At 45.8% G+C, this 24,643-nt stretch carries 18 protein-coding genes; 7 read left to right on the top strand and 11 right to left on the bottom strand.

Translation table 11 applies throughout. The annotated features are described in order from the left end of the window. Window positions 1–127 precede the first annotated feature (127 nt). Window positions 128–607: an Lrp/AsnC family transcriptional regulator gene (locus SHAL_RS04410; protein ID WP_012275990.1), complete on the top strand. Its 480-nt coding sequence runs from the start codon at window positions 128–130 to the stop codon at window positions 605–607. Between the two features lie 199 nt (window positions 608–806). Here the strand turns inward: SHAL_RS04410 and recJ are convergent, their stop codons facing one another. The 4 genes from recJ to brnQ all read right to left on the bottom strand — a co-directional run bounded on the left by recJ (window position 807) and on the right by brnQ (window position 6,414). Further along, window positions 807–2,531 carry a single-stranded-DNA-specific exonuclease RecJ gene (gene recJ / locus SHAL_RS04405; protein ID WP_012275989.1) on the bottom strand — a complete coding sequence of 575 codons (1,725 nt, stop codon included), beginning with the start codon at window positions 2,529–2,531 and terminating at the stop codon, window positions 807–809. Window positions 2,532–2,665: 134 nt separating this feature from the next. After that, window positions 2,666–3,394 carry a bifunctional protein-disulfide isomerase/oxidoreductase DsbC gene (dsbC, locus tag SHAL_RS04400; protein ID WP_012275988.1) on the bottom strand — a complete coding sequence of 243 codons (729 nt, stop codon included), beginning with the start codon at window positions 3,392–3,394 and terminating at the stop codon, window positions 2,666–2,668. 296 nt (window positions 3,395–3,690) lie between these two features. After that, the gene (gene xerD, locus SHAL_RS04395; protein ID WP_012275987.1) at window positions 3,691–4,593 is read right to left on the bottom strand and encodes a site-specific tyrosine recombinase XerD; all 903 of its coding nucleotides are present in this window, start codon (window positions 4,591–4,593) and stop codon (window positions 3,691–3,693) included. 477 nt (window positions 4,594–5,070) lie between these two features. Then, window positions 5,071–6,414, bottom strand: coding sequence for a branched-chain amino acid transport system II carrier protein (gene brnQ / locus SHAL_RS04390; RefSeq protein WP_012275986.1), 1,344 nt, complete (start codon window positions 6,412–6,414; stop codon window positions 5,071–5,073). Window positions 6,415–6,935: 521 nt separating this feature from the next. On the opposite strand from brnQ, the gene SHAL_RS04385 reads away from it, so the two are divergent. Both SHAL_RS04385 and srmB read left to right on the top strand, forming a co-directional pair. Beyond that, window positions 6,936–7,676, top strand: coding sequence for a tRNA1(Val) (adenine(37)-N6)-methyltransferase (locus tag SHAL_RS04385; protein ID WP_012275985.1), 741 nt, complete (start codon window positions 6,936–6,938; stop codon window positions 7,674–7,676). A 78-nt stretch (window positions 7,677–7,754) separates the two neighbouring features. Beyond that, a complete protein-coding gene (srmB, locus tag SHAL_RS04380) occupies window positions 7,755–8,981 on the top strand; it encodes an ATP-dependent RNA helicase SrmB (RefSeq protein ID WP_041415845.1) in 1,227 nt (408 codons plus the stop codon). A 65-nt stretch (window positions 8,982–9,046) separates the two neighbouring features. Here the strand turns inward: srmB and SHAL_RS04375 are convergent, their stop codons facing one another. Then, window positions 9,047–9,637: a hypothetical protein gene (locus SHAL_RS04375; RefSeq protein ID WP_012275983.1), complete on the bottom strand. Its 591-nt coding sequence runs from the start codon at window positions 9,635–9,637 to the stop codon at window positions 9,047–9,049. 298 nt (window positions 9,638–9,935) lie between these two features. Here SHAL_RS04375 and SHAL_RS04370 point away from each other — a divergent pair, with 298 nt between their 5' ends. The 4 genes from SHAL_RS04370 to SHAL_RS04355 all read left to right on the top strand — a co-directional run bounded on the left by SHAL_RS04370 (window position 9,936) and on the right by SHAL_RS04355 (window position 17,634). Continuing rightward, window positions 9,936–11,165, top strand: a complete 1,230-nt coding sequence (locus tag SHAL_RS04370; protein ID WP_012275982.1) for an efflux RND transporter periplasmic adaptor subunit — start codon at window positions 9,936–9,938, stop codon at window positions 11,163–11,165. Then, window positions 11,165–14,317 (top strand): efflux RND transporter permease subunit, encoded by a 3,153-nt coding sequence (locus SHAL_RS04365; protein WP_012275981.1) that lies wholly within the window; start codon window positions 11,165–11,167, stop codon window positions 14,315–14,317. Before SHAL_RS04370 ends, SHAL_RS04365 begins: the two co-directional genes overlap by 1 nt. A 193-nt stretch (window positions 14,318–14,510) precedes the next feature. Continuing rightward, window positions 14,511–15,119, top strand: coding sequence for a TatD family nuclease-associated radical SAM protein (locus tag SHAL_RS04360; protein WP_012275980.1), 609 nt, complete (start codon window positions 14,511–14,513; stop codon window positions 15,117–15,119). Between the two features lie 295 nt (window positions 15,120–15,414). After that, window positions 15,415–17,634 (top strand): PAS domain-containing protein, encoded by a 2,220-nt coding sequence (locus SHAL_RS04355; protein ID WP_012275979.1) that lies wholly within the window; start codon window positions 15,415–15,417, stop codon window positions 17,632–17,634. Window positions 17,635–17,666: 32 nt separating this feature from the next. On the opposite strand, the gene SHAL_RS04350 is transcribed toward SHAL_RS04355, so the two are convergent. The 6 genes from SHAL_RS04350 to SHAL_RS04325 form a co-directional block, all read right to left on the bottom strand. After that, complete coding sequence (locus SHAL_RS04350) at window positions 17,667–19,100, bottom strand: hypothetical protein (protein ID WP_041415844.1); 1,434 nt, start codon at window positions 19,098–19,100, stop codon at window positions 17,667–17,669. 116 nt (window positions 19,101–19,216) lie between these two features. Further along, on the bottom strand, window positions 19,217–19,747 hold the full coding sequence (locus SHAL_RS04345) for a hypothetical protein (protein WP_012275977.1): 531 nt from the start codon (window positions 19,745–19,747) through the stop codon (window positions 19,217–19,219). Between the two features lie 4 nt (window positions 19,748–19,751). Then, entirely contained in the window at window positions 19,752–20,489 is a 738-nt protein-coding gene (locus tag SHAL_RS04340; protein ID WP_012275976.1) for a winged helix-turn-helix domain-containing protein, read from the bottom strand. Between the two features lie 331 nt (window positions 20,490–20,820). Next, on the bottom strand, window positions 20,821–21,561 hold the full coding sequence (locus SHAL_RS04335) for a DUF481 domain-containing protein (protein ID WP_012275975.1): 741 nt from the start codon (window positions 21,559–21,561) through the stop codon (window positions 20,821–20,823). A 210-nt stretch (window positions 21,562–21,771) separates the two neighbouring features. Next, entirely contained in the window at window positions 21,772–22,836 is a 1,065-nt protein-coding gene (fba, locus tag SHAL_RS04330) for a class II fructose-bisphosphate aldolase (protein ID WP_012275974.1), read from the bottom strand. Window positions 22,837–23,193: 357 nt separating this feature from the next. Then, window positions 23,194–24,369 carry a phosphoglycerate kinase gene (locus SHAL_RS04325; RefSeq protein WP_012275973.1) on the bottom strand — a complete coding sequence of 392 codons (1,176 nt, stop codon included), beginning with the start codon at window positions 24,367–24,369 and terminating at the stop codon, window positions 23,194–23,196. Between the last annotated feature and the right edge of the window lie 274 nt (window positions 24,370–24,643).

Genomic DNA, 24,643 nt, shown 5'->3' with positions numbered 1-24,643 from the left:
TCTACCAACAAGACAGAAAAGAGAATAATTTTCTATTACAATGCGATCACGAGTTATACAGATGCTTAAGTAAGCACAAATGTAATCAATAAATAATCAGTTGATAATCTCAGTAAGGAAGGACCTTGTGGTTGAAAAAGTAAAACTAGATAGAGTCGACCGACAGCTGCTCACCATGCTGCAGCACGATGTCACCTTATCGCTTAACGAGTTAGCCAAAGCCGTTAATTTAACGACCACGCCCTGCTGGAAACGCTTAAAGCGTTTAGAAGAAGAAGGGGTGATCAACAAGCGAGTCGCCCTACTCAACCCCAGTAAAATAGGCGTTGATTTCACCGCATTTGTGCAGGTTAAGACCTGTGATCACTCCCATGCTTGGTATGAGAAATTTATTGAAGCTGTCTACGCCATGCCGGAAGTGATGGAGTTTTACCGCATGGCTGGGGAGTATGATTATATGATGCGGGTACAAGTCGAAGATATGGCTGCATTTGATCACTTCTATAAACGTTTGGTCAATCAAGTGGCAGGCTTAACCAATGTTACCTCTACTTTTGCGATGGAATCATTGAAATTCAGCACGGTTTTGCCACTAAAGCCTGCATAGTTAACATTGCTAACTTTCTGCCCATAGCCGAGAAAAGGGGCTGAACTGAGCCTCTTATTAGTCAAGAGTGGGCTGGGGGATGACAGCTTATTCTGCTCGTCAGACCAAGTAAAAGCTCCGCTTTCATAAGTCGATGGTTTAGGGCTGAAAACAAAAAGGGATGCAACCAGTGCACCCCTCTACAATCCCTACTAAATTCCTACTTGGGCTCTATCTGCTCAACCATCAGCTGCAAACTCTGATTGCCCCTAAACTCATTCACATCGAGTTTATACACCACCTGTGCGTACTGAATGGTGGCATCGGGCCATGTCTTCAAGTCCACATTAAAGGCGATGGCATCGAGCATTACTCGGCCGCATTCGGTTTCTAAAATCAATTTCAAATGTTTCTCGCCAACAATGCGCTGCTGAATAACCCTAAAATAGCCATCAAACAGCGGCTCCGGGAATGACTGGCCCCACGGGCCAGCAGATCTTAGCTCACTAGCAAGCTCAAGTTTAAACTGCTCAGGCACCAGCTCGCCGTCTGAGACCAGCTCGCCAGTTAACAACTCAGGCGCTAATACTTCCCGTACGGCCTTGTCGTAGGCATCGGCAAACAGGGCAAACTGACCCGCTTGAATCGATAAGCCTGCGGCCATAGCGTGACCACCGAACTTTAGGATAAGCCCCGGGTGGCGGGTATTAATCAGCTCGAGCAGGTCACGCATATGCAAGCCCTTAATCGAGCGCGCCGAGCCTTTTATCTCGCCGTCACCCGCTTCGGCAAAGGCGATTACTGGGCGGTGATACTTGTCTTTAATGCGAGAGGCCAAGATACCTATCACGCCTTGGTGCCAATCGGCTTGATAAATGGCAATGCCCCATGGCAACTCCGCTTCGTTAAGCTCGATACTCTCAAGGCTCTTAAGCGCCTCTTGCTGCATATCGGCTTCTAAATCACGGCGCTCGGCATTGAGGCCATCGAGTTCAGATGCCATGCGACGAGCCAGCATGATATCGTCACACAGCAAGGTTTCGACGCCTAACGCCATCTCATCGAGACGGCCTGCGGCGTTAAGTCTTGGGCCAACGGCGAAGCCAAAGTCTGATGCGACAATACGTGAAGGAGTACGTTTAGCCACTTCCAGTAAAGCGGTGATCCCCACACGGCAACGTCCCGCTTTAACTCGCTGTAGACCCGCTTCCACTAAGATACGGTTATTGGTGTCGAGCGATACCACATCGGCAACGGTACCAAGGGCTACAATATCCAGTAGCTGTGCAAGATTGGGCTCACTAATGCCCTGCTCTAGATACCAGTTACGGCTTCTAAGCTCGGCTCTCAGCGCCGACATCAAGTAAAAAGCCACGCCAACACCAGCGATAGACTTACTGGCAAAGCCACAGCCATCTTGGTTTGGGTTCACGATAGCATCGGCATCAGGCAGGGTGTGACCCGGAAGATGGTGATCGGTGATAACCACTGTCATTCCACAAGCTTTTGCGGCGGCAACTCCTTCTATGGAGGAAATGCCATTATCGACTGTGATCAGTAGCTCGGCCTGCTTACTCGCAGCGACAGCGACAATCTCAGGGCTTAAGCCGTAGCCATAGTCAAAACGGTTTGGGATCAGGTAATCCACCTTCTGCGCGCCCATCATTCTAAGCGCGAGTATGCACACGCTAGTTGAGGTTGCGCCATCGGCATCGAAGTCACCCATGATCAGAATCGCTTTTTGCGCCGCTATGCCGTCGGCAATGATTTTGGCGGCTTGTTCTAGCCCGGCCATGGTATCGGGCCTAAGTAATTTAGCTAAGCTTAACTCGCAGTCAGACGCACTCAAGCCGCGGCTGGCATAGATCTGTTTTAAGATTGGCGAAAACGTATCGGGAAGGTGACTATCATCCACTCTGAGGCGGCGAACTATCTTATGGATCACGTTGGATTAAACCCTCAAAAAAATAAACCCTGTCAGCATAGCAAAGACTGCTGGCAAAGGGGCACAAAAAAGGTGAGCCTAGGCTCACCTTTTTGCTTCTCAGACTCAATTCCGGGCTGAATTCAAAGACTGAATTACTGTACCGACTCTAAAGTACGTAGCAGTGCCTTAGGAGGCTGGTAACCAGGAATGAGGGTACCGTCTTCAAGAATAATCGCTGGCGTACCGTTAATACCAAATGCTTGGCCTAACTCATACTGCTCTTTGATTTTTGCATCACATGAAGCTTGTTTAACCGCTTTGCCATTTTTAGCTGCGCCCATGGCTTTTAATGGGTCGGCGGCGCACCATACTGACTCCATCTCATCGGCATTGGCAGATGGAACCCCTGCACGTGGGAACGCTAGGTAACGCACGGTAATCCCTAGGTCGTTGTACTCTTGCATCTCGTTATGTAACTTACGGCAATATCCGCAGCTGACATCGGTAAAAATGGTCACGACATGCTTTTCGTTTTTGGCTTTGTAAACCAACATGCTGTCTTCAAGTGGCTTCATCATATCCACACGAGGGCCTGACATTGCGGCTTCGGTTAGGTTCTTCATGCCCTTATCAAGATCATAAAGATTACCGTGAAACAGTTTTGAACCATCTTTAGTAATGTAAAGCACACCACGATCAGTAAAGGCTTCATAAAGCTCTGAAATAGGTGACGGCTTAATAGAGATCACTTCAACGCTTAGCGCGTCACTTAGTTTTTGCTTTAACGCTTCAGTATCGTCGCCTGTACTGCTTGACGCTGCGAAAGCTGCTGGTGCAATCATCATTGCAGCAATCAGAGAAAATGTTCGAGTGAACTTCATTAGTTTTCCTACTCTTTGTAAGGGGCAGACTTATGGATATAATTAATTAGACCTTATCTGGAGCTGAAAAGTTACAGACTCACGCTATTTAAAGCAAATTATTTGCTGTAACTAAATCATACAGACGTGAAACTCATCAAATAATTCAACAAAGTACAAAATTATTGAAAGTTATTGCGCCCCCCAATTTCAGCTCAATAAGCCCAAAAGCACTTCAAATGCTAGCGTGAAAGCCTATCTCTTCTAATCAACACTTTTTCCTTCCAACTTAAACGCAATTGAACCCTGCTTAAAAATCAGCCTCGGGGATGATGTTCACTGTGCAGTGTTGCCAGCCTTGCAGTCGCAACATGGGTATAGATTTGCGTCGTCGACAGGTCGCTATGGCCGAGCAACAGCTGCACCACGCGCAGATCCGCTCCATGGTTAAGCAGATGAGTAGCAAATGCGTGCCTTAGGGTGTGCGGTGACAGTTCGGTGCTAATGCCAGCCCTTAAGGCATAAAGCTTAATACGATGCCAAAAGGTTTGTCGCGTCATCTGCTGCCCCCGCTTTGAGGGGAACAATACATCACTCTGCTTGCCCTTAAGCAGCTCGGTTCTGGCAAACTTAAGGTAGGACTCTATCTCGGTGATGGCCAGCTCGCCAAGCGGCACTAAACGCTCCTTACCGCCTTTACCCGTAATGCGCACCAGCCCTTGGCGCAAGCTTAGTTGCTCCATGGTCAAGCCCACCAGCTCAGAGACACGAAGCCCTGTGGCGTATAACAGCTCTAGCATGGCTTTATCACGGCACTCGATAGGATCGTCTTCAATAGGCTCCGCCAACAAACGGTCGATATCCTCTTCACTCAATGAGTCCGGGAGTTTACGGGAAAGTTTAGGTGACTCGATCAATGCCATGGGATCGGTATCGATCTGCTTTTTGACGATAAGATAACCATAGAAGCGTCTAAGGCTGCTCATCATGCGCGCACTACTGGTCTTAGCGCTGCCCTTATCGAAGCGTTCAGCAAGATAGTCTCGCACTTCAAGCTGAGAGCAAGTGACTAGCTCCCCCCCCAACTTTTGCAGGTAACGGTCGAGGTGACGCAGGTCGGTGCGATAGGCACTTAAGGTGTTATCGCTAAGCCCCTTGGTTGACCAAAGATCGTCTAAGAACAGATCAATTAAGCTATCGGGCGTGTACTTATCGGTCACTTCTCATTCCTATATAAAATCTGACTCGGCATAAATGCCGACCTACTTTAGAAGAAGATCCTAGGTTTTAGGACGTTCGCAAGCTCACTTCTAGGACGGCCTCCGGCCTGCTAGAAAAACAAACTACGCTACCTATAACCTTGCTTACTCTCTTCAATTTTTGCTAACTCGCCTTTTTGTCCGGCTTTTAACTGTCTCAGCCTTTCCTAGGACCTAGAACCTGCTTTCAAACCTGAGACGGCATAAATGCCGCCCTATAAAAGCGTCTTGCCGTAGCATTTCCGGCTCTCCCCGTCTCAGCCTTTCCTAGAACCTGCTTTTCCTAGGACCTAGAACCTAGAACCTGCCTTTCCTAGAACCTGCCTTTAAACAAAAAAGGCGATGCTTTATAAGCATCGCCTCAATATTATGTCATCGAGCAATTTTGCGCTATATACGCCACTCGACAATCTGCTTTAGCTATTCACATAAGCGATTTTAGTTAATCGCTAGCTGCTCGGCAGGCTTTTTAATAAACATGCACGCCACGATGGCGATAGCAGTCGGCAGTAACCATGCCATGCCTTCATTATGAAGTGGCATAAAGTTAAATACGCTTACATCAACCTTAGCGGCTCTAAAGCCATCGATGATACCGAAGAATAACGCAACGCTTAGTACGATACGGTGCGCCGCTTTCGGGTTAGCAAAACGCTCAGTCAAGAATGTCACCGCAACCAATGCAATCGCAACAGGGTAAACAGTCATCAGAACAGGTACGCTAATGTCGATTAACTGCGCCAAACCTACGTTAGCAACAGTTGCACAAACAATGCTTACCCCCACCACAAAACGACGGTAAGAGATCTTTGGCAGTAGCTCGTTAAAGTACTCACCACAGGCACTGATAAGGCCAACTGCAGTGGTTAAACAGGCAAGTGTCACCACAGATGACAATAACACCATGCCGCTTGCGCCAAATTTAGCGGTAACATAGTTAGTTAAGATCACGCCGCCATTCTCAGCCCCAGTAGCGAGGTCGCCCGCCGTTGCACCTAAATAGAATAGTGATATATAAACAAATGCCAAGCCTGCAGCCGCAATCAAAGCCGCTTTAATTAAATAGTTAGTCTGTGCTTTTGGCTCTGTGATGCCTTTCTTACGTAAGATATCGATGATCAACATACCGAAGATCAAAGAGGCCAAGGTATCCATAGTGTTATAGCCTTCCAAGATCCCCTTAGTTAGCGGGTTTGCTTGGTAATCACCAACCGCTGCGCCAATGTCGCTACCAGGAATAACAATAACTGAAATAGCTAGACCCACTAAAAGTAAAATAAGGATTGGGGTTAATACTTTACCTACGCTATCAAGTAACTTGCCAGGGAACAGAGCAAGCACCATAGAGAGACCGAAGAAAACTAAGGTATAAATAAGCTGAGTGAGGTTAAAAGCTAAACCCGCAATCATAAAGGTTGCACTAGTGTCTGTTAGAAACGGCTTAAAGCCCACTTCGTAGGCAACGAGTCCAGTTCTTGGTGCGGCGAACGCAGGGCCTATAATAATGAAAATTGAGACGGCTAATGCAGTTGCAGCGATGGGAGGCAGCAATTGCATTATTTTACCGTTCGCTTTAGCGACAGCGATAAGAGTTAGGAGAGGAAGACCAACCGCAGTAATAAGGAAGCCAAACATGGCTAGCGTGATATTCTCGCCCGCCAAAAAGCCAGCTAACGGTGGGAAAATTAAGTTACCCGCGCCTAAGAAGAACGCGAAGGTCATGAAACCTAACCCTAACGTATCTGCGATACTCATTTGATTGTTTTGCACTTTATGCCCCATCTAGATTTTATTTTAGTTAACTATTTAATGCCATCATGCCGCTAAGGCATCACATTTAGGATGACAATAAAAAGGTGTAATGATTAGTTTACACGACTCCATGGTAAATAAGGCCTATTCTTGGCGAGTTTTTGAACAGCAGCGAAAAGAGTAACGCTTCAATTGCTTTAAAACTGGTTTACCTTCTCTGAAATTGAGCTTTTACCCAACAAAGAGGGGCATACTATTAACAGAGTCCCCCCTAATAAACAAGCTAACATACGCCACAAAACCCAATCTCGATACAAGCTGCAACCGCGCGGCAACAATTGATTCCCATAACTTACATTCATCCTATGAGAACCCACAACCAGACACATCCGCTTTAATAGCCAGCAAGCACTTTAAAGCTAGTAACCACTCACATGCAAAACAGCTAAAGCTCCTGCAAAGCATTAACAATTAAACCTAGATTAGTAGATTACGCTACACGTTTGATTAGCGTACAATTAGCCGAATAGTCCAAACTAACTCTTGTTGCAATGCCTTTTACCTTCAAATTATTTCATGTCGATGATAGCCGTTGCGGCATGCCCGTCAGCACCGATGGTGTACTTTTGGGCGCATGGGCGCCATTAGTTCAAGCAAAAACCATACTCGATATCGGCGCAGGCAGTGGCCTGTTAAGCCTGATGGCTGCACAACGTAGTCAAGCTAAGATCACCGCGATTGAGCTCGACAACGATGCCGCCCTAGACTGCCAACAAAACTTCGATGCCAGCCATTGGTCCGAACGTCTTGAGATTATCTGCTGCGATATCCAAGCCTATTGCCAGCGCGAGCAAGCGCGTCAGTTTGATCATATCATCTGCAACCCTCCCTATTTTGCTAACGGCCCCCAGTCGAGCAAGTTCTCAAGAGCTACGGCGCGCCATACTGACAGTTTAAGTTTCGACGCTTTGCTACAGGCGATTAAGCAACTATTGGCACCCGAGGGACAGGCCAGCCTAATTTTACCGACGGAGTCTGTCAGCCTGCTTGAGGCAATTTTGTCGACGTATAATTTGAGACTTTGTCATAAACTGCTAGCTGCAAGCGTTGAAGGTAAAGCACCGAATCGTCAAATACTGGTGCTTGGCCATGATTTAAAAGCAAAAAAAATTCACAATTTCGGCACTGAGTTACAGGCGGTTGCTCAACAACAGCTTTATATCCGAGAGAAAACCGGTCACTACAGTCTGGCCTTTACCCTGCTGAGTCAGGATTTTTATTTAAAGCTTTAAGGATCTGGCGATCTAATCGTTTAAAGTCGCTTCTATAAGCATTATAATATCCGGCTATTATTTATTGAGATGCCACGCATGCAATTTGAAGATCTCCAGCTTGACCCTCGTTTGTTAGAGTCACTGAAAGCAATGGGTCATAACAAGCCCACTACGATACAACAACAAACAATCCCAGTTGCTATGGAGCAAAGAGATATCTTAGCTCGCGCGCCAACGGGTACAGGCAAGACTGCAAGCTTCCTTCTGCCTGCGTTGCAACACCTTCTCGACTTTCCACGTCGATATGGCGGCCGCGCGCGCGTGTTGATCCTGACACCTACTCGCGAACTTGCTAGCCAAATTCATCGTTATGCCAGCCACCTTGCTACAGGCCTAGGTTTAGACACGGTTATCATCACAGGTGGTGTCCCTTACGGTCCTCAAGAAGAAGCACTACAGAAGAACGTTGATATCTTAGTCGCCACTCCTGGTCGTTTAATGGAGTACCTAGACAAGGGGCACTTCAACGCTGAAGAGGTCGAAGTTCTGATCATCGATGAAGCTGACCGCATGCTGGATATGGGCTTCTCGGCAGTCGTTGAAACCATTGCTATCGAATCCGTTGGCCGTAAGCAAACCATGCTGTTTTCTGCCACGCTTGAAGGCAGCGATGTTGGTCGTTTCTCGCATGAGCTACTCACCAACCCAGTTAAGCTTGAAGCGGAAGCACCACGTAGCGAAAAAGCCAAAATTCATCAGTGGATCCACCTAGCCGATGATAAAGCGCATAAATTTGCACTGTTGTGCGCACTGTTAAAACAAGAAGAGGTGCAGCGCACCATTGTCTTCGTTAAGACACGTGAAGCAGTAGCGAGTCTTGAAGGCTTGCTACAAAAAGAAGGGATCACTTGTGCCTTTATGCGCGGTGATATGGAGCAAAAAGCGCGTTTCCAAGCACTAGGTCGTTTCACCAAAGGTGAAGTGAATATCTTGCTAGCAACAGACGTTGCCGCACGCGGTATCGATATTGACGATATTACCCATGTTATCAACTTCGATATGCCACGCTCTGCAGATACTTACGTTCACCGTATCGGTCGTACTGGCCGCGCTGGCGCTAAAGGTACTGCTATTTCGCTAGTTGAAGCCCATGATATTCGTGTTGTTGGTAAGATTGAGCGCTATATTGAGCAGCCACTGAAGCGACGTTTCGTTAAAGATTTGCGTCCGAAGAATAAAGAAGCTAAACCACCAGGAAAGAAGAAGCCGGGTCCAGAAGGCAAAAACTTCAGCAAGAAGAACAAGAAGAAAAAGAAGAAATAAATACAAGCCTTCTTTTTCGACATTAACATTAAAAGGCCACGTTTACGTGGCCTTTTTTATCGCCATTACGCAGGTATATGCACACCCAAACTACGCAACAGATGATAATAGGCCGTTACGGTTACCGCCCCCATACCGACAACCAAAAGGACGCGGTATTTAAAGCCATGCTGATGATGCTTTACTCGGTCTTTATGTGTCACTACATCCATCATTTCGTCTCCAAAATAGATCGACAAAAGAGTACCAAGTGCACTAATAGCCAGAATGCTCCAATAAGGAATAGGTTGAGTCAAAATATGTTGTAATAGTCGGGTAAGAAACGTCAATTGATAAGTACTTTCAGAAAAGCTGAGAAAGTAAATATTGACCCCAACGGCAATAAACCACAACACGACTTGGGTTATGGCCATCCTGACATTAAACAGTAAGCGCACAGGAAATGCGATTAAAAAGCCACCATCGGCAACAGGTGTGCATAGTACAAAAAAACTCCAACTCAATATCGCCAACGCAAAGCCAGTAGACGCATTATATTTCCAGCTCATATAACCAAAATAGACAACAATGATCGCCAGTAAAACAATAAACTTTATCAGTGTTTCTTTGTGCGTTTGGTGGCTCGGGTGAAAATTGGCCTTAATTGCGTTAAACATAATTAATCACCGTTAATATCCATTAGTCATTGCCCTAGTCGAATCATTGAAGTGGGCCTACTCGCGTTAGATCTTCATATTACGCTTAGACGGTATGATTTCAACCGAGACTAGTCACAACTTTAGTCAGAGAGCTGCCATGATGCCAAGTATTTAAGTTTGGTAATGGCTCCCTTGGTAAATCTCACACTCCACCTACAAATTTAAACATATTAGTTACAAATAAAGTTTTCACCTTGCCCTTGAGTCTGGTAATTTATGCAATCAGAAGAAGTCTTTGCATGGAAAAGCAGAACAGATGATAAATAAAATAAAAACCATCCTTCGGAGAATGACGCCTCTCTTTATTCTTTTAGGCTTCATTATTGCGGCTCAACTCCTGATCAGTACCAAGGAAGCACCAGAACAGAAAGCGGATGAGGTTCCAGTTCCGATTGTCGATGTCACACAAGTTCAGGTGCAAACCGTGTCGTTAAACCTGCCTTCATACGGTATTGTTAGCCCTAAATATAAGACTCAGTTAGTCACCGAAGTCCAGGGTCGCATGTTGTCTATCTCAAATAACTTTGTTGCTGGCGGCGTGGTAAAAAAAGGTGATGAGTTGGCCGTTATTGAGCCTTCTGATTACGAAGCGGACTTAATGCAGGCTCAAGCCTCTCTGGCAAAAGCCAAGGCAGCCCTAGAAGAGGAGCGCGCGAAAGGTGAAGTTGCCAAGAATGACTGGAAGGGTTATGACGGCGGCATTCCCCCAGAGCTTGGACTACGTCTCCCGCAGTTAAAACAAGAACAAGCCAATGTAAAGTTTCAACAAGCTGCGCTTGCCCGTGCACAACGCAACTTAGAGCGCACCGTTATTCGCGCACCTTTCGATGGCATTATCAAGGCCCGTAACGTCGATCTTGGTCAGTATGTCACCCTTGGCACGAACTTAGGCGAGCTATACGACACTCGTATCGCCGAAGTGAGACTCCCCCTATCAAATAGCGACTTGGCTTATCTTGAGTCGGTCGAGAACCCCGACACGGATGTGATATTAAGTGCCGACTTGGCTGGTAAAACCATCACATGGCAAGGACAGATAGTTCGCAGCGAAGGGGTCATCGATGCCGAAAACCGCATGGTTTATTTGGTAGCGGAGGTGAAAGATCCCTACCTTCGAGGTAATCGGAACGAAGGCCAGCTGCCGCTAAAATACGGCACCTTTGTGACCGCCATCATCAAGGGACGCACTGTCGAGGGTATCGTAAAACTCCCACGTCATTTGGTTCGCGATAATCGAGTCACCATAGTTAACAGCGATAACAGCATCGAGCTCAGACAGGTCAATGTGGTCAAAAGCGATCTCGATAATGTCTACATTAAAGACAGCCTTGTCGATGGTGAACGTATATCGCTCACCAACCTCACCAATATTGAAGATGGTCAAGTGGTAAAAGTCTTAGGCGAAGACGCCAATTCATCCCAAGATTCTGACACTGATAATAGCGACACTAGCGAAGAGCAACTTGCCAGTGCAGGAGTTCAATAATGACCACTGAAAACGACACCCAGAAAGGGATTATCGCCTGGTTTGCCCGCAACAGTGTGGCAGCCAATCTATTGATGTGGATTTTGATCATAGGCGGCTTATTCAGCACCTTGATTATCAACAAAGAAGTTTTTCCATCATTTGAGCTTAACTATCTACAGATCTCAGTTGCCTACCCAGGCGCCGCCCCTCAAGAAATTGAGGAGGGGATCAATATTAAAATCGAAGAAGCCATTCAAGATATCATTGGCATTAAAAAGGTTACCTCTGTCGCCAGTGAAGGCGTCGGCTCGGTAACCATTGAAGTCGAAGACAGTTACGATCCGCAAGATATCTTGGATGAAGCCAAGCTGCGCATCGATGCCATCTCCACCTTTCCGGTGAATATTGAAAAGCCTAATATTTTTCGTATCAAACCTGAAAACAATGTTATTTGGATCTCGGTCTACGGCGAGCAGTCTCTGCAAGAGATGAAAGAGCTAGCGAAAACCATTCGTGATGAAGTGGCCGCCCTCCCAGCGGTGACCCGTGCACAAGTGACTGGGGTGCGTGAGTACGAAATCGGAATAGAGCTGTCTGAAGATAAACTCAGAGAGTATGGCCTCACCTTTTCTCAGGTGGCGCAGGCGGTACAAAACTCCTCTATCGATCTACCGGGCGGCTCAATTCGCGCTAAAGATGGCGACATCTTGCTGCGCACCAAGGGGCAAGCCTATACCGGCGAAGATTTCTCCAAAATTGTGGTGAGTTCTCGCCCCGACGGTAGCCGAGTCATGCTGCCACAGGTTGCCACCATTAATGACAGTTTTGAAGAGCGCTTAGAGTACACCCGTTTTAACGGCCAGCCTGCTGCCATTATCGAAGTATTAAGTGTTGATGATCAAAACGCGTTGGATATCTCGGCTCAGGTTAAAGACTACATAGAACAAAAGCGTGATGCATTACCTGCAGGGGCAAAGCTCGATACCTGGGGCGACTTAACCCATTACCTTAAGGGGCGCTTGAACATGATGTTGTCGAACATGTTCTACGGTGCACTGTTGGTATTTATTATTCTGGCGCTGTTCTTAGAGATTAAGCTCGCCTTCTGGGTAATGATGGGATTACCAGTGTGTTTCTTAGGTGCCATGTTGTTTATGCCACTCGAGCCGTTCTCACTTTCAATCAATATGTTAACCCTATTTGCATTCATACTGGTGCTAGGGATAGTGGTGGACGACGCCATTGTCATTGGTGAGAGTGCCTATAGTGAAATAGAAAAGCATGGTCACTCCTTAGAAAATGTGGTCAAGGGCGCCAAGAAAGTGGCCATGCCCGCCACCTTCGGTGTATTAACTACGATTGCCGCCTTTATGCCGATGCTGATGGTCTCAGGCCCTCAAGGGATTATCTGGAAGTCCATCGGCATGATAGTGATCTTATGTCTGCTGTTCTCCTTGGTGGAATCAAAACTAATCTTGCCCGCTCACCTTGCCCATATGAAACCGCGCAAGCCCAGAGCAGAACTTGGGCGGCTGGGCCGCCTTAAAGCGGGTTTAAATGATAAGGTGCAATACTTTATTTATAACCAATACCGTCCATTCTTGGAGCGCTGTATTGTACAGCGTTACAACACGGTGGCCGTTTTTGTCGGTGTACTCATGCTCTCCATCGCACTGGTTCTCAGTGGTCAGGTGCGCTGGGTCTTCTTCCCGGATATTCCATCTGACTTTATCCAAGTCCGTCTCGATATGGATGAGGGTAGCTCAGAAGAGAATACCCTTAAAGTTGTGCAGGAGGTGGAAGAGGCTCTGTACGCCATGAACACTCAGATGGAAGAGGAGCTAGGCTACCCGGTGGTCAAGCACAGCTTTATCAATATGAGCTCTCGAACCTCAGCCTTCCTGTTTGCCGAACTAACAAAGGGCGAAGATCGCGATATCGATGGCGAAGCGATTGCTAGCGCTTGGCGTAAAAAAATACCCGAGCTATTGGCGGTTAAAAAGCTGAATATTAATGCCAGCACCAATGACGCCGGGGGCGATATCTCCTTTAGGTTAACATCGAGCAATCTTGAGCAGCTATCCAAAGCCTCTGAAGAGCTGAAACAGAAACTTCGTAGCTACGAGGGCGTCTACGACATTTCCGATAACTTCTCCTCCGGTAGCCAAGAAATTAAGCTCAAGATCCGCCCTGAAGCCGAAGCCTTAGGATTAACCTTGTCCGATCTGGCTCGCCAAGTCCGCTATGGCTTCTATGGTTATGAAGCCCAGCGTATTTTACGTAATAAAGAGGAAGTTAAGGTGATGGTGCGCTACCCGCTAGAACAGCGTCGCACCATAGGTCATCTTGAGAACATGCTCATTCGCACTCCAAGTGGCGCCGCAGTGCCGTTTTCGACCGTGGCCGAGCTACAACTTGGGGACTCCTACTCATCGATCACCCGTGTCGATGGCCGCCGAGCGATTACCATTATTGCTAACGCAGACACCAATAAGGTTGAGCCATCGAAAGTGGTTGCTGAGATCCAAGAGGAGTTCTTACCCGATCTACAGGCGAAATACCCAAATATCTCTACCGCACTCGATGGCGGCAGTGCCGACGAACAAAGCGCGTTAGTCAGTCTATTGCAAGGTTTCTTCTTCGCGCTGTTTACCATCTACGCTCTGATGGCTATTCCACTGAAATCTTATAGTCAGCCGTTGATTATCATGTCGGTGATCCCATTCGGTATGATTGGCGCGCTATTTGGCCACTTTGTCTTAGGCCTAAATATGAGTATCTTGAGTCTGTGTGGCATTGTGGCTTTGGCTGGGGTGGTGGTAAACGACTCGTTAATCTTGGTCGACTTTGTTAACCGCGCTCGCGCCGAAGGGCACAGCATCATTAAGGCTGCAGTCGATTCGGGGTGTTATCGCTTCAGAGCGATTATCCTCACCTCACTCACCACCTTTGTTGGCTTAGTACCAATTCTATTAGAGAGGAGCCTACAGGCGCAGATTGTGATCCCGATGGCCGCATCACTCGCCTTCGGTATTTTATTCTCTACCGTGGTGACATTAATCTTGGTGCCAATTCTGTACATCATCTTAGATGATATCAGACGTGGCTTTAGCCGGTTCTTCCACTGGTGGTGGCAGCCAAAACCAGACCATGAGCACGCTCAGACCTAGCGTAAGAATACCGAGTGAGGCTCGACTATTGCGAGTCGAAAAGGCAAGTAGAAAAAGGGAGGCATTTAGCCTCCCTTTTTAATGCATCTTAGATGACAGCAATGCCAATCAGTATCAGAATCCGATCCAGCAAACAGATTTTAATCAACTTAGCCGTTATGCTTGTCGGTCTTATTTTCAACAAGACGCCCTCATGACCGACAATCAACCTACCCTCGTTTACGATATACGCGATAGCCGCTACCTCAATATCACTGGTCGCTGCACCTTGAGATGTCAATTCTGCCCCAAGCATAATGGCAGCAAACAGGTTCATCAATATCAGCTTGATCTCAATCGTCAGCCAAAAGCCGACGAATTGATTGCGCAATTGGGTGAAGTGTCAAAGTTCGATGAATATGTATTCTGCGGATATGGTGAACCCACGCTTAATCTAACAAGCTTGCTTGATGTCGCTAAAGAGATTAAGCAGCAAGGTGGCAAGGTACGCGTGAACACCGATGGGCTCGGCAACCTATTCCATAAACGCAATATTCTGCCTGAGCTGGCCGCCTGTGTTGATAGCTTATCTATTTCGCTCAATGCCGATACCGAAGCGCTTTACCTACAACATTGCCGTCCGAAACTAGCTGGTGCTTACCCCGCCTTACTGGAATTTATTAAACTTGCACCGCAATTTATTGATGACGTCCAAGTCTCGGCGATCAATGGTCTAGAGGGCGTCGATATCGATGCATGCCGTGCACTTGTCGAAGCTAGAGGCGCTAGCTTTAAACAAAGAGAGCTCGATATCGTTGGTTAATCTCTGCAAGCTTAAATAACGAGATTATTCAGCTCGCCCTCCAATATCATATTGATGACGTCCAAGTCTCGGCAATCAATGGTCTAGAGGGCGTCGATATCGATGCATCCCGCACGCTAGTTGAGAGCAGAGGCGCTAGCTTTAAACAGCGTGAGTTAGATATTGTCGGTTAAATGTATGGTTGACGAAACTCAAAATACAAGATTAATTCGATGATATGCTATTAACAAACGCTATCTCAGATGTTAATTCGTGTTAAGATGCTGAGCATAATAACTGTAATAAAAATCGATACATGCTAACCCGTAAACTTCCCCTATTAGTCAGTGCTCAAGGGATCCATTGGTCTCAACAGCGCATCTTAGCCGCCGCTAGCCAGATCTGTATGCTGCTAGTTTCGGTGATCATTCTGACTAACATCATTATCACTTTAGGTGAAAGACGTTTGCAGGAAGATTGGGCAACCCAGCGCTACAGTGAGCTTCAGGCGGTTGGTGCGCTTATTTCAGATAAAGTGTCATTCCAACAGTTTAGAACTCAGATGGTTGCAAAATCTGAACGGCTAAAACACTACCTTAGCCTTCCCACCTCAGAAAACCAGCAAAAGCTACTTAGTAACTGGGACATTCTAGTCGATAATGTCCCTGAGCTTTTAGGGATCGCGCTGTTCGATCCACAAGGGCAGCACAAATTTGCAACCAGTAATGATTTTGGTGAAGACAACCTACCATCGGCTTTACTCGGTGGAACCAGAAATATGGGAGGGAATGAAATATATACCTCGCCATTGGAATTTACGCCAATTGATGGCCAGCTTGAGCCCTACCTATACCAGTTTGCATGGCTCGAGAACCCAGATCAGAGCATTCGTGGCTACCTTGTCACCTATAGCTCTATGTCTAAAATGCTTAAAGCGATTAAACCCGCCTATTCGAGCAAGCAAGCCCCCTTGATGATGCTCGATACCCAAGGTTTGCTCTATGCTGGTGCACAACAAAAACCTAGCATTAGTCGCTTACCGGAAACCATGGGCGGTAGCCTAAAGCTGTCTTACCCCGCACTTTGGCGCAAAATGGCAATGAGCAATTTTGGTCAGTTCCATGGTGATATCGCGACTTTCGTTTATTTGAAAGTTGAGCTAACAACCCAATATGAAACCCGCAGAGAGTACTTTTTACTGTCCTACATTAAGAACGAGGACATTGCAGCCAAGTTCTCTCAATGGCGAAATATTCTTATGATAGGGGCCACCCTACTCACGCTACTTGCCTGCTTAGTGATCTTTCTGGCTCATCTTTATCGATTAGTGCAGCGCTCTCGAGAGTTCAGTATTGATCTGACTAATCGCCTTTTTAATAGCGATTTAGGCTGTATCATCGCCAACGATAGCGGCCGGGTACTCACTGCTAACACTTCAGCATCAAAATTACTTTCACTGCCTATCGATGAACTCTCAGATCGCAGCTTACAGCGTATTTTGAATTTAGATGATGACCAATACCTTGATTTTATTGATACTGTTGACAAAACAGAGCATTGGGAATGCGAGCTATACACAGATACATCGCCTCATCTTTGGCTGCAGATCCTTGTGCGTATAGAAGTCAGTAAAAATAAAAAGCAGCGCTATATGCTGGTCACTTTCCAAGATATCAGTGAGCTCAAGCATAGCCAAGAGCAGGCAATGTTGAGTCACAAGCTCAACGAAGGCCCTGTAGCGAGTGTTCTTACCGACGCCAAAGGCAACGTGGTTAAGTCTAATGAAGCATTTAACACCTTACTACAGATTGAAGACAGCCAAGCACTCAATATTAGTGGCCTATTAAGCGAAGACTTTAGTAACCAATGGCCGCAAATAGCCCAAAAGCTGCAGATTGAAGGGGGCTGGAAAGGTCAGGTATTTGCAATTGATAACCATGGTCAAAACAGTTGTTTGCAGGCCACATTAAAAGGTCTTCTAGATAGCTCAGGTGAACTCGAGTTTATTCTTTTTAGTTTTGAGCAAGCAGTCGTTAAGCAGACCAACAGAGAGGACGGCAGCTTAGTACCGCATCGAAGCACTATTTTCAACCATAAAAGTGACTTAGAGCGTTACTTCAGTAATTTGAGCCAGCACTGTAAAGACTTTACTAGCCTGCTGATGATCGATATTAGTGCCGAGGATATGTTGAGTCATATGAGTGATATTGGCCAACTAGAATCGCGTCAAAAAGAAGTTGAGTTCCACCTACTACGCGACCTGCCTCATCGCTACCAGATGTCCCATTGGCAGCTGGGTAAGTTGATTGTCGTATTGCCCGATACCGATTCAGATCAGGCGCATTACTTTGCCATTGAGACCTTAAATCGCCTTAATGATAACAGCTTAGGAGAAGGGATTTGTATCGGTATAGCCTCTTATCAAGCAGGGCAAAGCCTAGAGCAACTGATAGCTAATGCAGAAGTTGCACTTAAACGCGCTAAACAGACTGGTGACCAGAATATCTGCCAAGCATATACCAGACTGCTCGTTTAAAACGGCTAGTTGTCCAGACTGTTTATCAGCCCTCACTCTACCAGAGGGCTTTTACCCTTAAGCTCCTCCTTAAAAGGGGCCTCTTCCATGGTTGCCACTCCTGACGGTAAATCGCTTTCGGTGATCTCAATAATTGCCGAACGATTCATGGTGATCTTATAGCGCGCATACTGTGGTGCTTGCTTACCTTCGCGCAATGCCAAAATCAGGTTCACTTGATATCGACGTTCAACGGACTCATTACTGATCTTGCCGTCTTGCTCTTTATAAATCTTAGCCTTACCACGTTCTAAGTTACGTGCAAAAGGAACAAAGCTAAAGTTAACCTGCTCTTGAATTGTTGAGTATCCCGCTAAGAAATCCTTCTGCGAAACCTTAGTATGGATCCCATAATGAAAGATCTCGGCATCAATTTTATTCTGGCTGTGTCGCTTAGTTAGGATCTGAGATACGGCATCTGGAAGGTCTTTTTTGCGCATAAACTCTAGCCAAACTAACTGTCGAGCGACGGTATTTTTACTGGTTGTATCGCTTAACGTTCGGCTCCAACGCGGCCGCCCTTTTTGGATCTGCCGCCATAGGGCATTACGAATATCATCTTTAAAGATTTCACGAAAACCGTAAATCACCGCAAGCGTCAGCACCAGCGCAATCGTTAAGCCACTAAAAAAACCCTGCGCCTTAATAATCAGTGCTGAGACAACCAACATCACCATTGCGGTTGCAATGCCCGTAGTCATCTTCTTAAGCCCTACGCCTAAGGTCTTCAAATCCTCTTTAAGTACCACCCCCTGCTGAATAAGACGCCTTAATAACAGCATCTTATTGGCAATACGGTTGGGATCTTTAATGGTTTGAGATGAGTTATAACTTCGCTCTTGACGATAAAGCGCCTCAGCCCGACAAAGCGCCACGACTCTATCGTTAATTTCATTAAAGTCACTGGTTCTAGGCGCATGAGCTAGCAGCTTAAGCAAGCGCTGCTCACATAACCAAGAAAGATAATTATCGGCATTTTCGAAGTATGATTTCCACTTTTCATCACTGGGCTCATTACGCCTAAAACGCTTGAGTAGATGAATAACTTGTTCGCTCAACTCATCGAGCGATGAGTAAAACCGCTCAAAATCTTCAATCTGAGCGAGCTCTTTGCTATCGGTCTCAATCGCCACGGAAAACTGGTAGGCAAACAAGTTCAAGTAGAGCCTAAACTCCTCTACGGTGCGCTTTTTTTGACTCACAAAGCGACTTTGTACTAAAGGCAGGTGCAGCCCCGATGAGTAGTATGAGCGGCGTCCTGTAATTGAAGAGTGATAATACTCTTCTTCGTTCAGACTTTGTGGGTTAATGCCCATCTCTTTAGGAAGAAAAAAATACAGATCCAGTCGACGGCTATCGCCCACCTCCATCTGATGGAGAAACTTAATTGAAAGTGATTCTTCCTGTTTGACTCTGACTTTAGACACATACACCTTTTTAAAAGTATTTAGAGAACCACAACGATGTGGATAAGGTTAACTAACTCTTTCTAGTCTAACCTATATTTTAGGACTTGCGGATAAGCTATAAGCTTTATGGCTACCTAACTGAACTTGGTTTTATTAATTTTACAAGCCCACAGACCGTTACCAGGCTGCACTTGCACTGTCACGACGTTGCTAGCTTTATTCATCTCCAGTACCTTAATTAAGAACTTATCACTCTTACCATCGCCTAACACGAGTTCAGAAAATCTAATCGCATCTTGCAACGACGACTCACTCTCAGCTTGTAATACCCCTCTTAGGTGTTGCTCACTAGCCAAACTGACTTCATAGCTCAGAATCGAGTCCTTAACTTTTTTAACTGTCCCTACGGCCATAAGTTTATGGATTAACTTTTCTCCTTTGAAAAAGTTCAAAGCCACCTCAACACCATTTCCGGTATTTTTCAGCACCAGTTGTTGATTGTTTTTAAAGCCCTCTCCTACACGGTAAGTATCAGAGTAACAGGTTAGCGTCGAGTTCATATCAGGATCAACCGTATGCTCAAGAAACAAGCATAAACCACATATAAAAGTTAGCGTTGCTAACATTGGCGTCGTCTTAAAGCCTAAAAAAGTATTCTCCTTCATAAATTTATTCACAAATCCCAGCCTCTTTTAGCCAGGCTAAATCAATAAAATGCCAATCTTTAGCCACATTAGTTACTTTTAAATTTCTACATGCTTTGCCATCATCGGCAATATTGTTCATAACAAACTGCAACTGGTTTCCATCACTTGAAGGAGCGAGATAGATGCGCTGCCACTTTACCACTTCACACTGTCCCAGCAATAAGCCAAACTCTTTAACTCGGCTCTGATAGTCTTCTCTATCTTTATCAGAATTATAAATAGGAACTAATATCGATTCGCTAGCTTTAATCTGGATCTTATCCGGCACAGATAAACGGATATCAGAGGTGGTTGCAAGATTCACGACCAAAAAAACAAGTAAAAAGATCCCAAGAATAAGGCACATTAGGTAGTTCTTAAGTGAAGCCGAATGCAGTGCACGATTCAGCATTGGCTTTTTTTGGGAACTGATATGCAACAGATAGCCTTGCTTAGCAATCGCCTCTATCCATGAAGCGTGCTCAGCACCGAGAAAGCGCTTAATATTTTGTACCGCTCTGGAGATATCGTGATGAGTCACTACCGTCGGCAAAAATTTATCGCGGATTGATTCGATAGATACAACCTGCCCTCTGCACGCCTGCAACTGTTCGAGTACAGAAAATTCAATGTTAGATAATTTAAACGCTGAAGCTTTTTCGGAGTCAATATGAATCAACTCTTTTAGCTCTACGTCAAATCGGTATGGACCTATATACACGTTAATAACTCGGACTTAATCACTGCCAAATAGTTTACTGGCATTCACGCTGGGAGTCCGTGACAAAATCCCTTGAAACTGGCAATGGATTTAGCTTTCGTGAGGTCTAGCACACTAATTTTATTATGATTTACAAAAACATTGTTACACCTTGATACCAAGGTGGCGAGCGAGTTAATACATTAACTTTATTTTATGTGCAACCGCTCAAAACAACACCGGTAAAAAAACAAAAAGGCATCTAAGCGACACCTTTTCTTTACAACATTTTACAAATGGATAGGTGACTGAACAATTTCAAACTATCCATACTGTATTTTTGTCAATATATTTAGAAAGCGTATAACAGAGTCATGTTTGTCTCTGTATCTGTACTCTCTTTATCATCTAACGGTTTATTATTATAACGAACAATAACCGCAAACTTCATTGCTAGAGCACCGATGATATTGGCAGTAATCGCCGACTCAGAACGCCCCTCTAAACTATCGCCATAGTCAGCAACGAAGAGTTGAGTGAACTTTGAGCTTTCGCTGAACTCATAGGTAAAGTTAACCGCACCGTGGGCAACGACGCTATCTTCGTTGTCAAAACCAAGCAGGGCCGATTGCTCGTCATCTAGCTTCTTATAAATATAACCAGGACCCACTTCGGCACTTAGAAACATATCCCCGCTGTCGATGAACTTATGACCGTAACCTGAAGAAACAACAGCTTTATAATCATAACCAGTGAAAGGATCGACTTCATAGTTGCCGGTGATATAGATATAGTTCTTTTCATCGAACTGATAGTCACCCTGAATGCCACCGTAATAACGTTTAGCGGTAACTTCGCCTGTATCTTCTTTATATAAGGCTTCAAGCAGATATTGGTTTTCCCAATTCCCCAGCTCTTGTAGCATGTTTAAACGGCCTTTCACCGACGAGGTTTCTGTGTTACCCGTGGTTAATGTAGCACCAAGTTCAGCTTCGCCAGCAAAAGTCTTATCACCTTCGACAAAGTCAGCACCGGCTTGCGCAGCAAAAGGAGCAGCCATTACCACTGCCATAACTGTAAGTATTCTTTTCATATTATTCGTACTCCATTCACCCAATTCCCTAAAAATCGGCGCAATATTAACATTTCAGTTAAATAATTGAAAATACCAGATACAAGTAACTTATATTTATAGGGATATCCAGCATTTGTGCGCAATGGATTAAAGAGTTTCAGGCAAAAAAATACCTGCACGTTGGCAGGTATTTTTTATCGTTCTTACTCGATCAATGTCGGCTCATACTTACTTGATCTGTGGGTCAAGCTCGCCTGACTGGTAAGCTTTATACATAGCTTGTAGTGACTTAGGCTTGATCTTAGACGCCATGCCGGCACAACCGAAGGCTTCGTAACGTGTAGTACAGATATCAGCCATCGCTTCCATTGACGCCTTCAAGAATTTACGCGGGTCAAATTCAGATGGGTTTTCAGCAAGGAACTTACGCACTGCGCCTGTCGATGCTAGGCGTAGATCGGTATCGATGTTCACTTTGCGTACACCGTGCTTGATACCTTCAACGATCTCTTCTAATGGCACACCGTAAGTTTCTGGAATCGCACCACCATACTGGTTGATGATCTCAAGCCACTCTTGTGGCACAGAAGACGAACCATGCATAACTAGGTGAGTGTTAGGAATACGCGCGTGGATCTCTTTGATACGATCGATTCGTAGCACGTCACCGGTAGGCTTACGGCTGAACTTGTAAGCACCGTGGCTAGTACCGATAGCAATAGCTAGTGCATCAACGTGAGTATCAGCAACGAAACGAGCCGCTTCTTCTGGAGTCGTCAGTAGTTGATCGTGGCTCAAAATACCTTCTGCGCCAACACCATCTTCTTCACCAGCCATACCCGTCTCGAGACTACCTAGACAGCCAATTTCACCTTCTACAGACACACCACATGCGTGAGCAAAGGCTACAGTACGGCGAGTCACGTCTACGTTGTATTCGTATGATGCAGGCGTCTTACCATCAGCCATCAAAGAGCCGTCCATCATTACTGAAGACATGCCTAACTGAATAGAACGCTGACAGATATCTGGATCGGTGCCGTGATCTTGGTGAATACAGACAGGGATATCTGGATACTGCTCAAGTGCAGCGGCCATTAGGTACTTAAGGAACTGCGGACGCGCATACTTACGTGCACCAGCAGATGCCTGAACGATTACAGGGCTGTCAGTTGCTTCAGCTGCCTGCATAATAGCGCGCATCTGCTCAAGGTTATTCACGTTAAACGCAGGAACGCCATATCCATGCTCTGCTGCGTGATCTAACATTTGACGTAGGGAAATTAAGGCCATTTTTTACTCCAATAATAGGGTGAGTCGCCTCACCAAGGTCACTATCGTTTGGATGGATTTTTATGCTCTAACGTTTCCAGTTCTAAGCTGGCTAACCCTAAAGCGGTTACTTTTGATTATTTTTCTTATTGTTATAAACAGCTGTTGTAAACAGTTTCTATATAAGACGCTTATAAACAGTTTTCTAAATCTGTTTTCACAGCTGCGATAACGCTTTCTATCGTAAGCGTTATCGCTAAATTATTGGCGGCTAGTGTAACCGTAGCATAGTACGATTTAAAGGCCGCCAACATACAGTTTGGTAATTTTTTGGTAACTGTTCATCGATTCGTATCAATTAACAGCAGATCCCATCGATTACTGTCCACGACTCTCGAGCATTGCTACAGCAGGAAGCTCTTTGCCCTCTAAAAACTCAAGGAAAGCGCCGCCACCTGTTGAGATATAAGACACTTTATCGGCGATACCATACTTATCAACCGCAGCTAATGTGTCACCACCACCCGCGATAGAGAAGGCGTTTGACTCGGCAATCGCCTGAGCAATACGCTTAGTGCCTTCACCAAACTGATCAAATTCAAATACACCAACTGGGCCGTTCCATACAACCGTACCGGCATTTTTGATGATCTCAGCAAGGGCTTCAGCGCTATCAGGACCGATATCAAAAATCATATCAGTGTCAGATACTGTGCTAACATCTTTTAGCGTCGCAGTCGCTGTAGGGCTGAACTCGCTTGCGACTACCACATCAGTTGGTACTGGAATATCACCACCACGGCTTTGCGCGTTAGCAACAAGGCGCTTAGCTTCTTCAATCAGGTCAGCTTCATAAAGTGACTTACCGACTTGGTGACCAGCAGCAGCAACGAAAGTGTTAGCAATACCACCACCAACAACAAGTTGGTCAACTTTAGTTGAAAGGCTTTCAAGTACCGTTAGCTTAGTTGATACTTTTGAACCACCGACAATTGCCACCATTGGGCGCGCTGGGTTATCAAGTGCTTTACCAAGTGCAGCAAGCTCACCTGCTAACAATGGGCCAGCACATGCGATTGGCGCGTGTAGACCCACGCCGTGAGTTGACGCTTGAGCGCGGTGCGCAGTACCGAATGCATCCATCACGTATACGTCACACAGTGCAGCCATCTTCTTAGCAAGTGCTTCGTCGTTCTTCTTTTCGCCCACGTTAAAGCGCACGTTTTCAAACACAACCACTTCGCCAACGGCAACTTCAACGCCGTCTAGGTATTCCGTTGCTAAGCTCACAGGGCAATCAAGTGCTTTTGTTAGGTAATCAACCACTGGCTGCATTGAAAATTCAGCATTGAACTCGCCTTCTGTTGGGCGACCTAGGTGAGACATCACCATAACCGCTGCGCCTTTTTCAAGTGCCAGCTTGATGGTAGGCAGTGATGCGCGTAAACGCGCGTCGCTGGTAACCACGCCATCTTTAACTGGTACGTTTAGATCTTCACGAATAAGCACGCGCTTACCTTGAAGCTCAAGATCTTGCATATTAAGAATCGCCATTTTCATGCTTCCTTACTATCTAAGTTAAAATTAAAGTTAAAGTTAAAGTTAAAATTTAAGTCGAGCTAAAAATTCAATCAATCGGGCTAACAGACAGCAGGGACACAACACCATGCTCTATTATGTCGGTTAGGCTTTAGCCCATCACCAGCTGCGCTATACATTACGTAGGTTGGGCTTTAGCCCATCATCAACTGCGCTATACATTACGTAGGTTGGGCTTTAGCCCATCACCAACTGCGCTATTAATAACGACAGCAACGCTCTCAAAGAC

It is taken from the genome of Shewanella halifaxensis HAW-EB4, from assembly GCF_000019185.1.
In the GTDB taxonomy this organism is placed as follows: Bacteria; Pseudomonadota; Gammaproteobacteria; order Enterobacterales; family Shewanellaceae; genus Shewanella; species Shewanella halifaxensis.
Note: the sequence above shows the minus strand (reverse complement) of the source record. Positions and strands in the feature narration are given on the sequence as shown.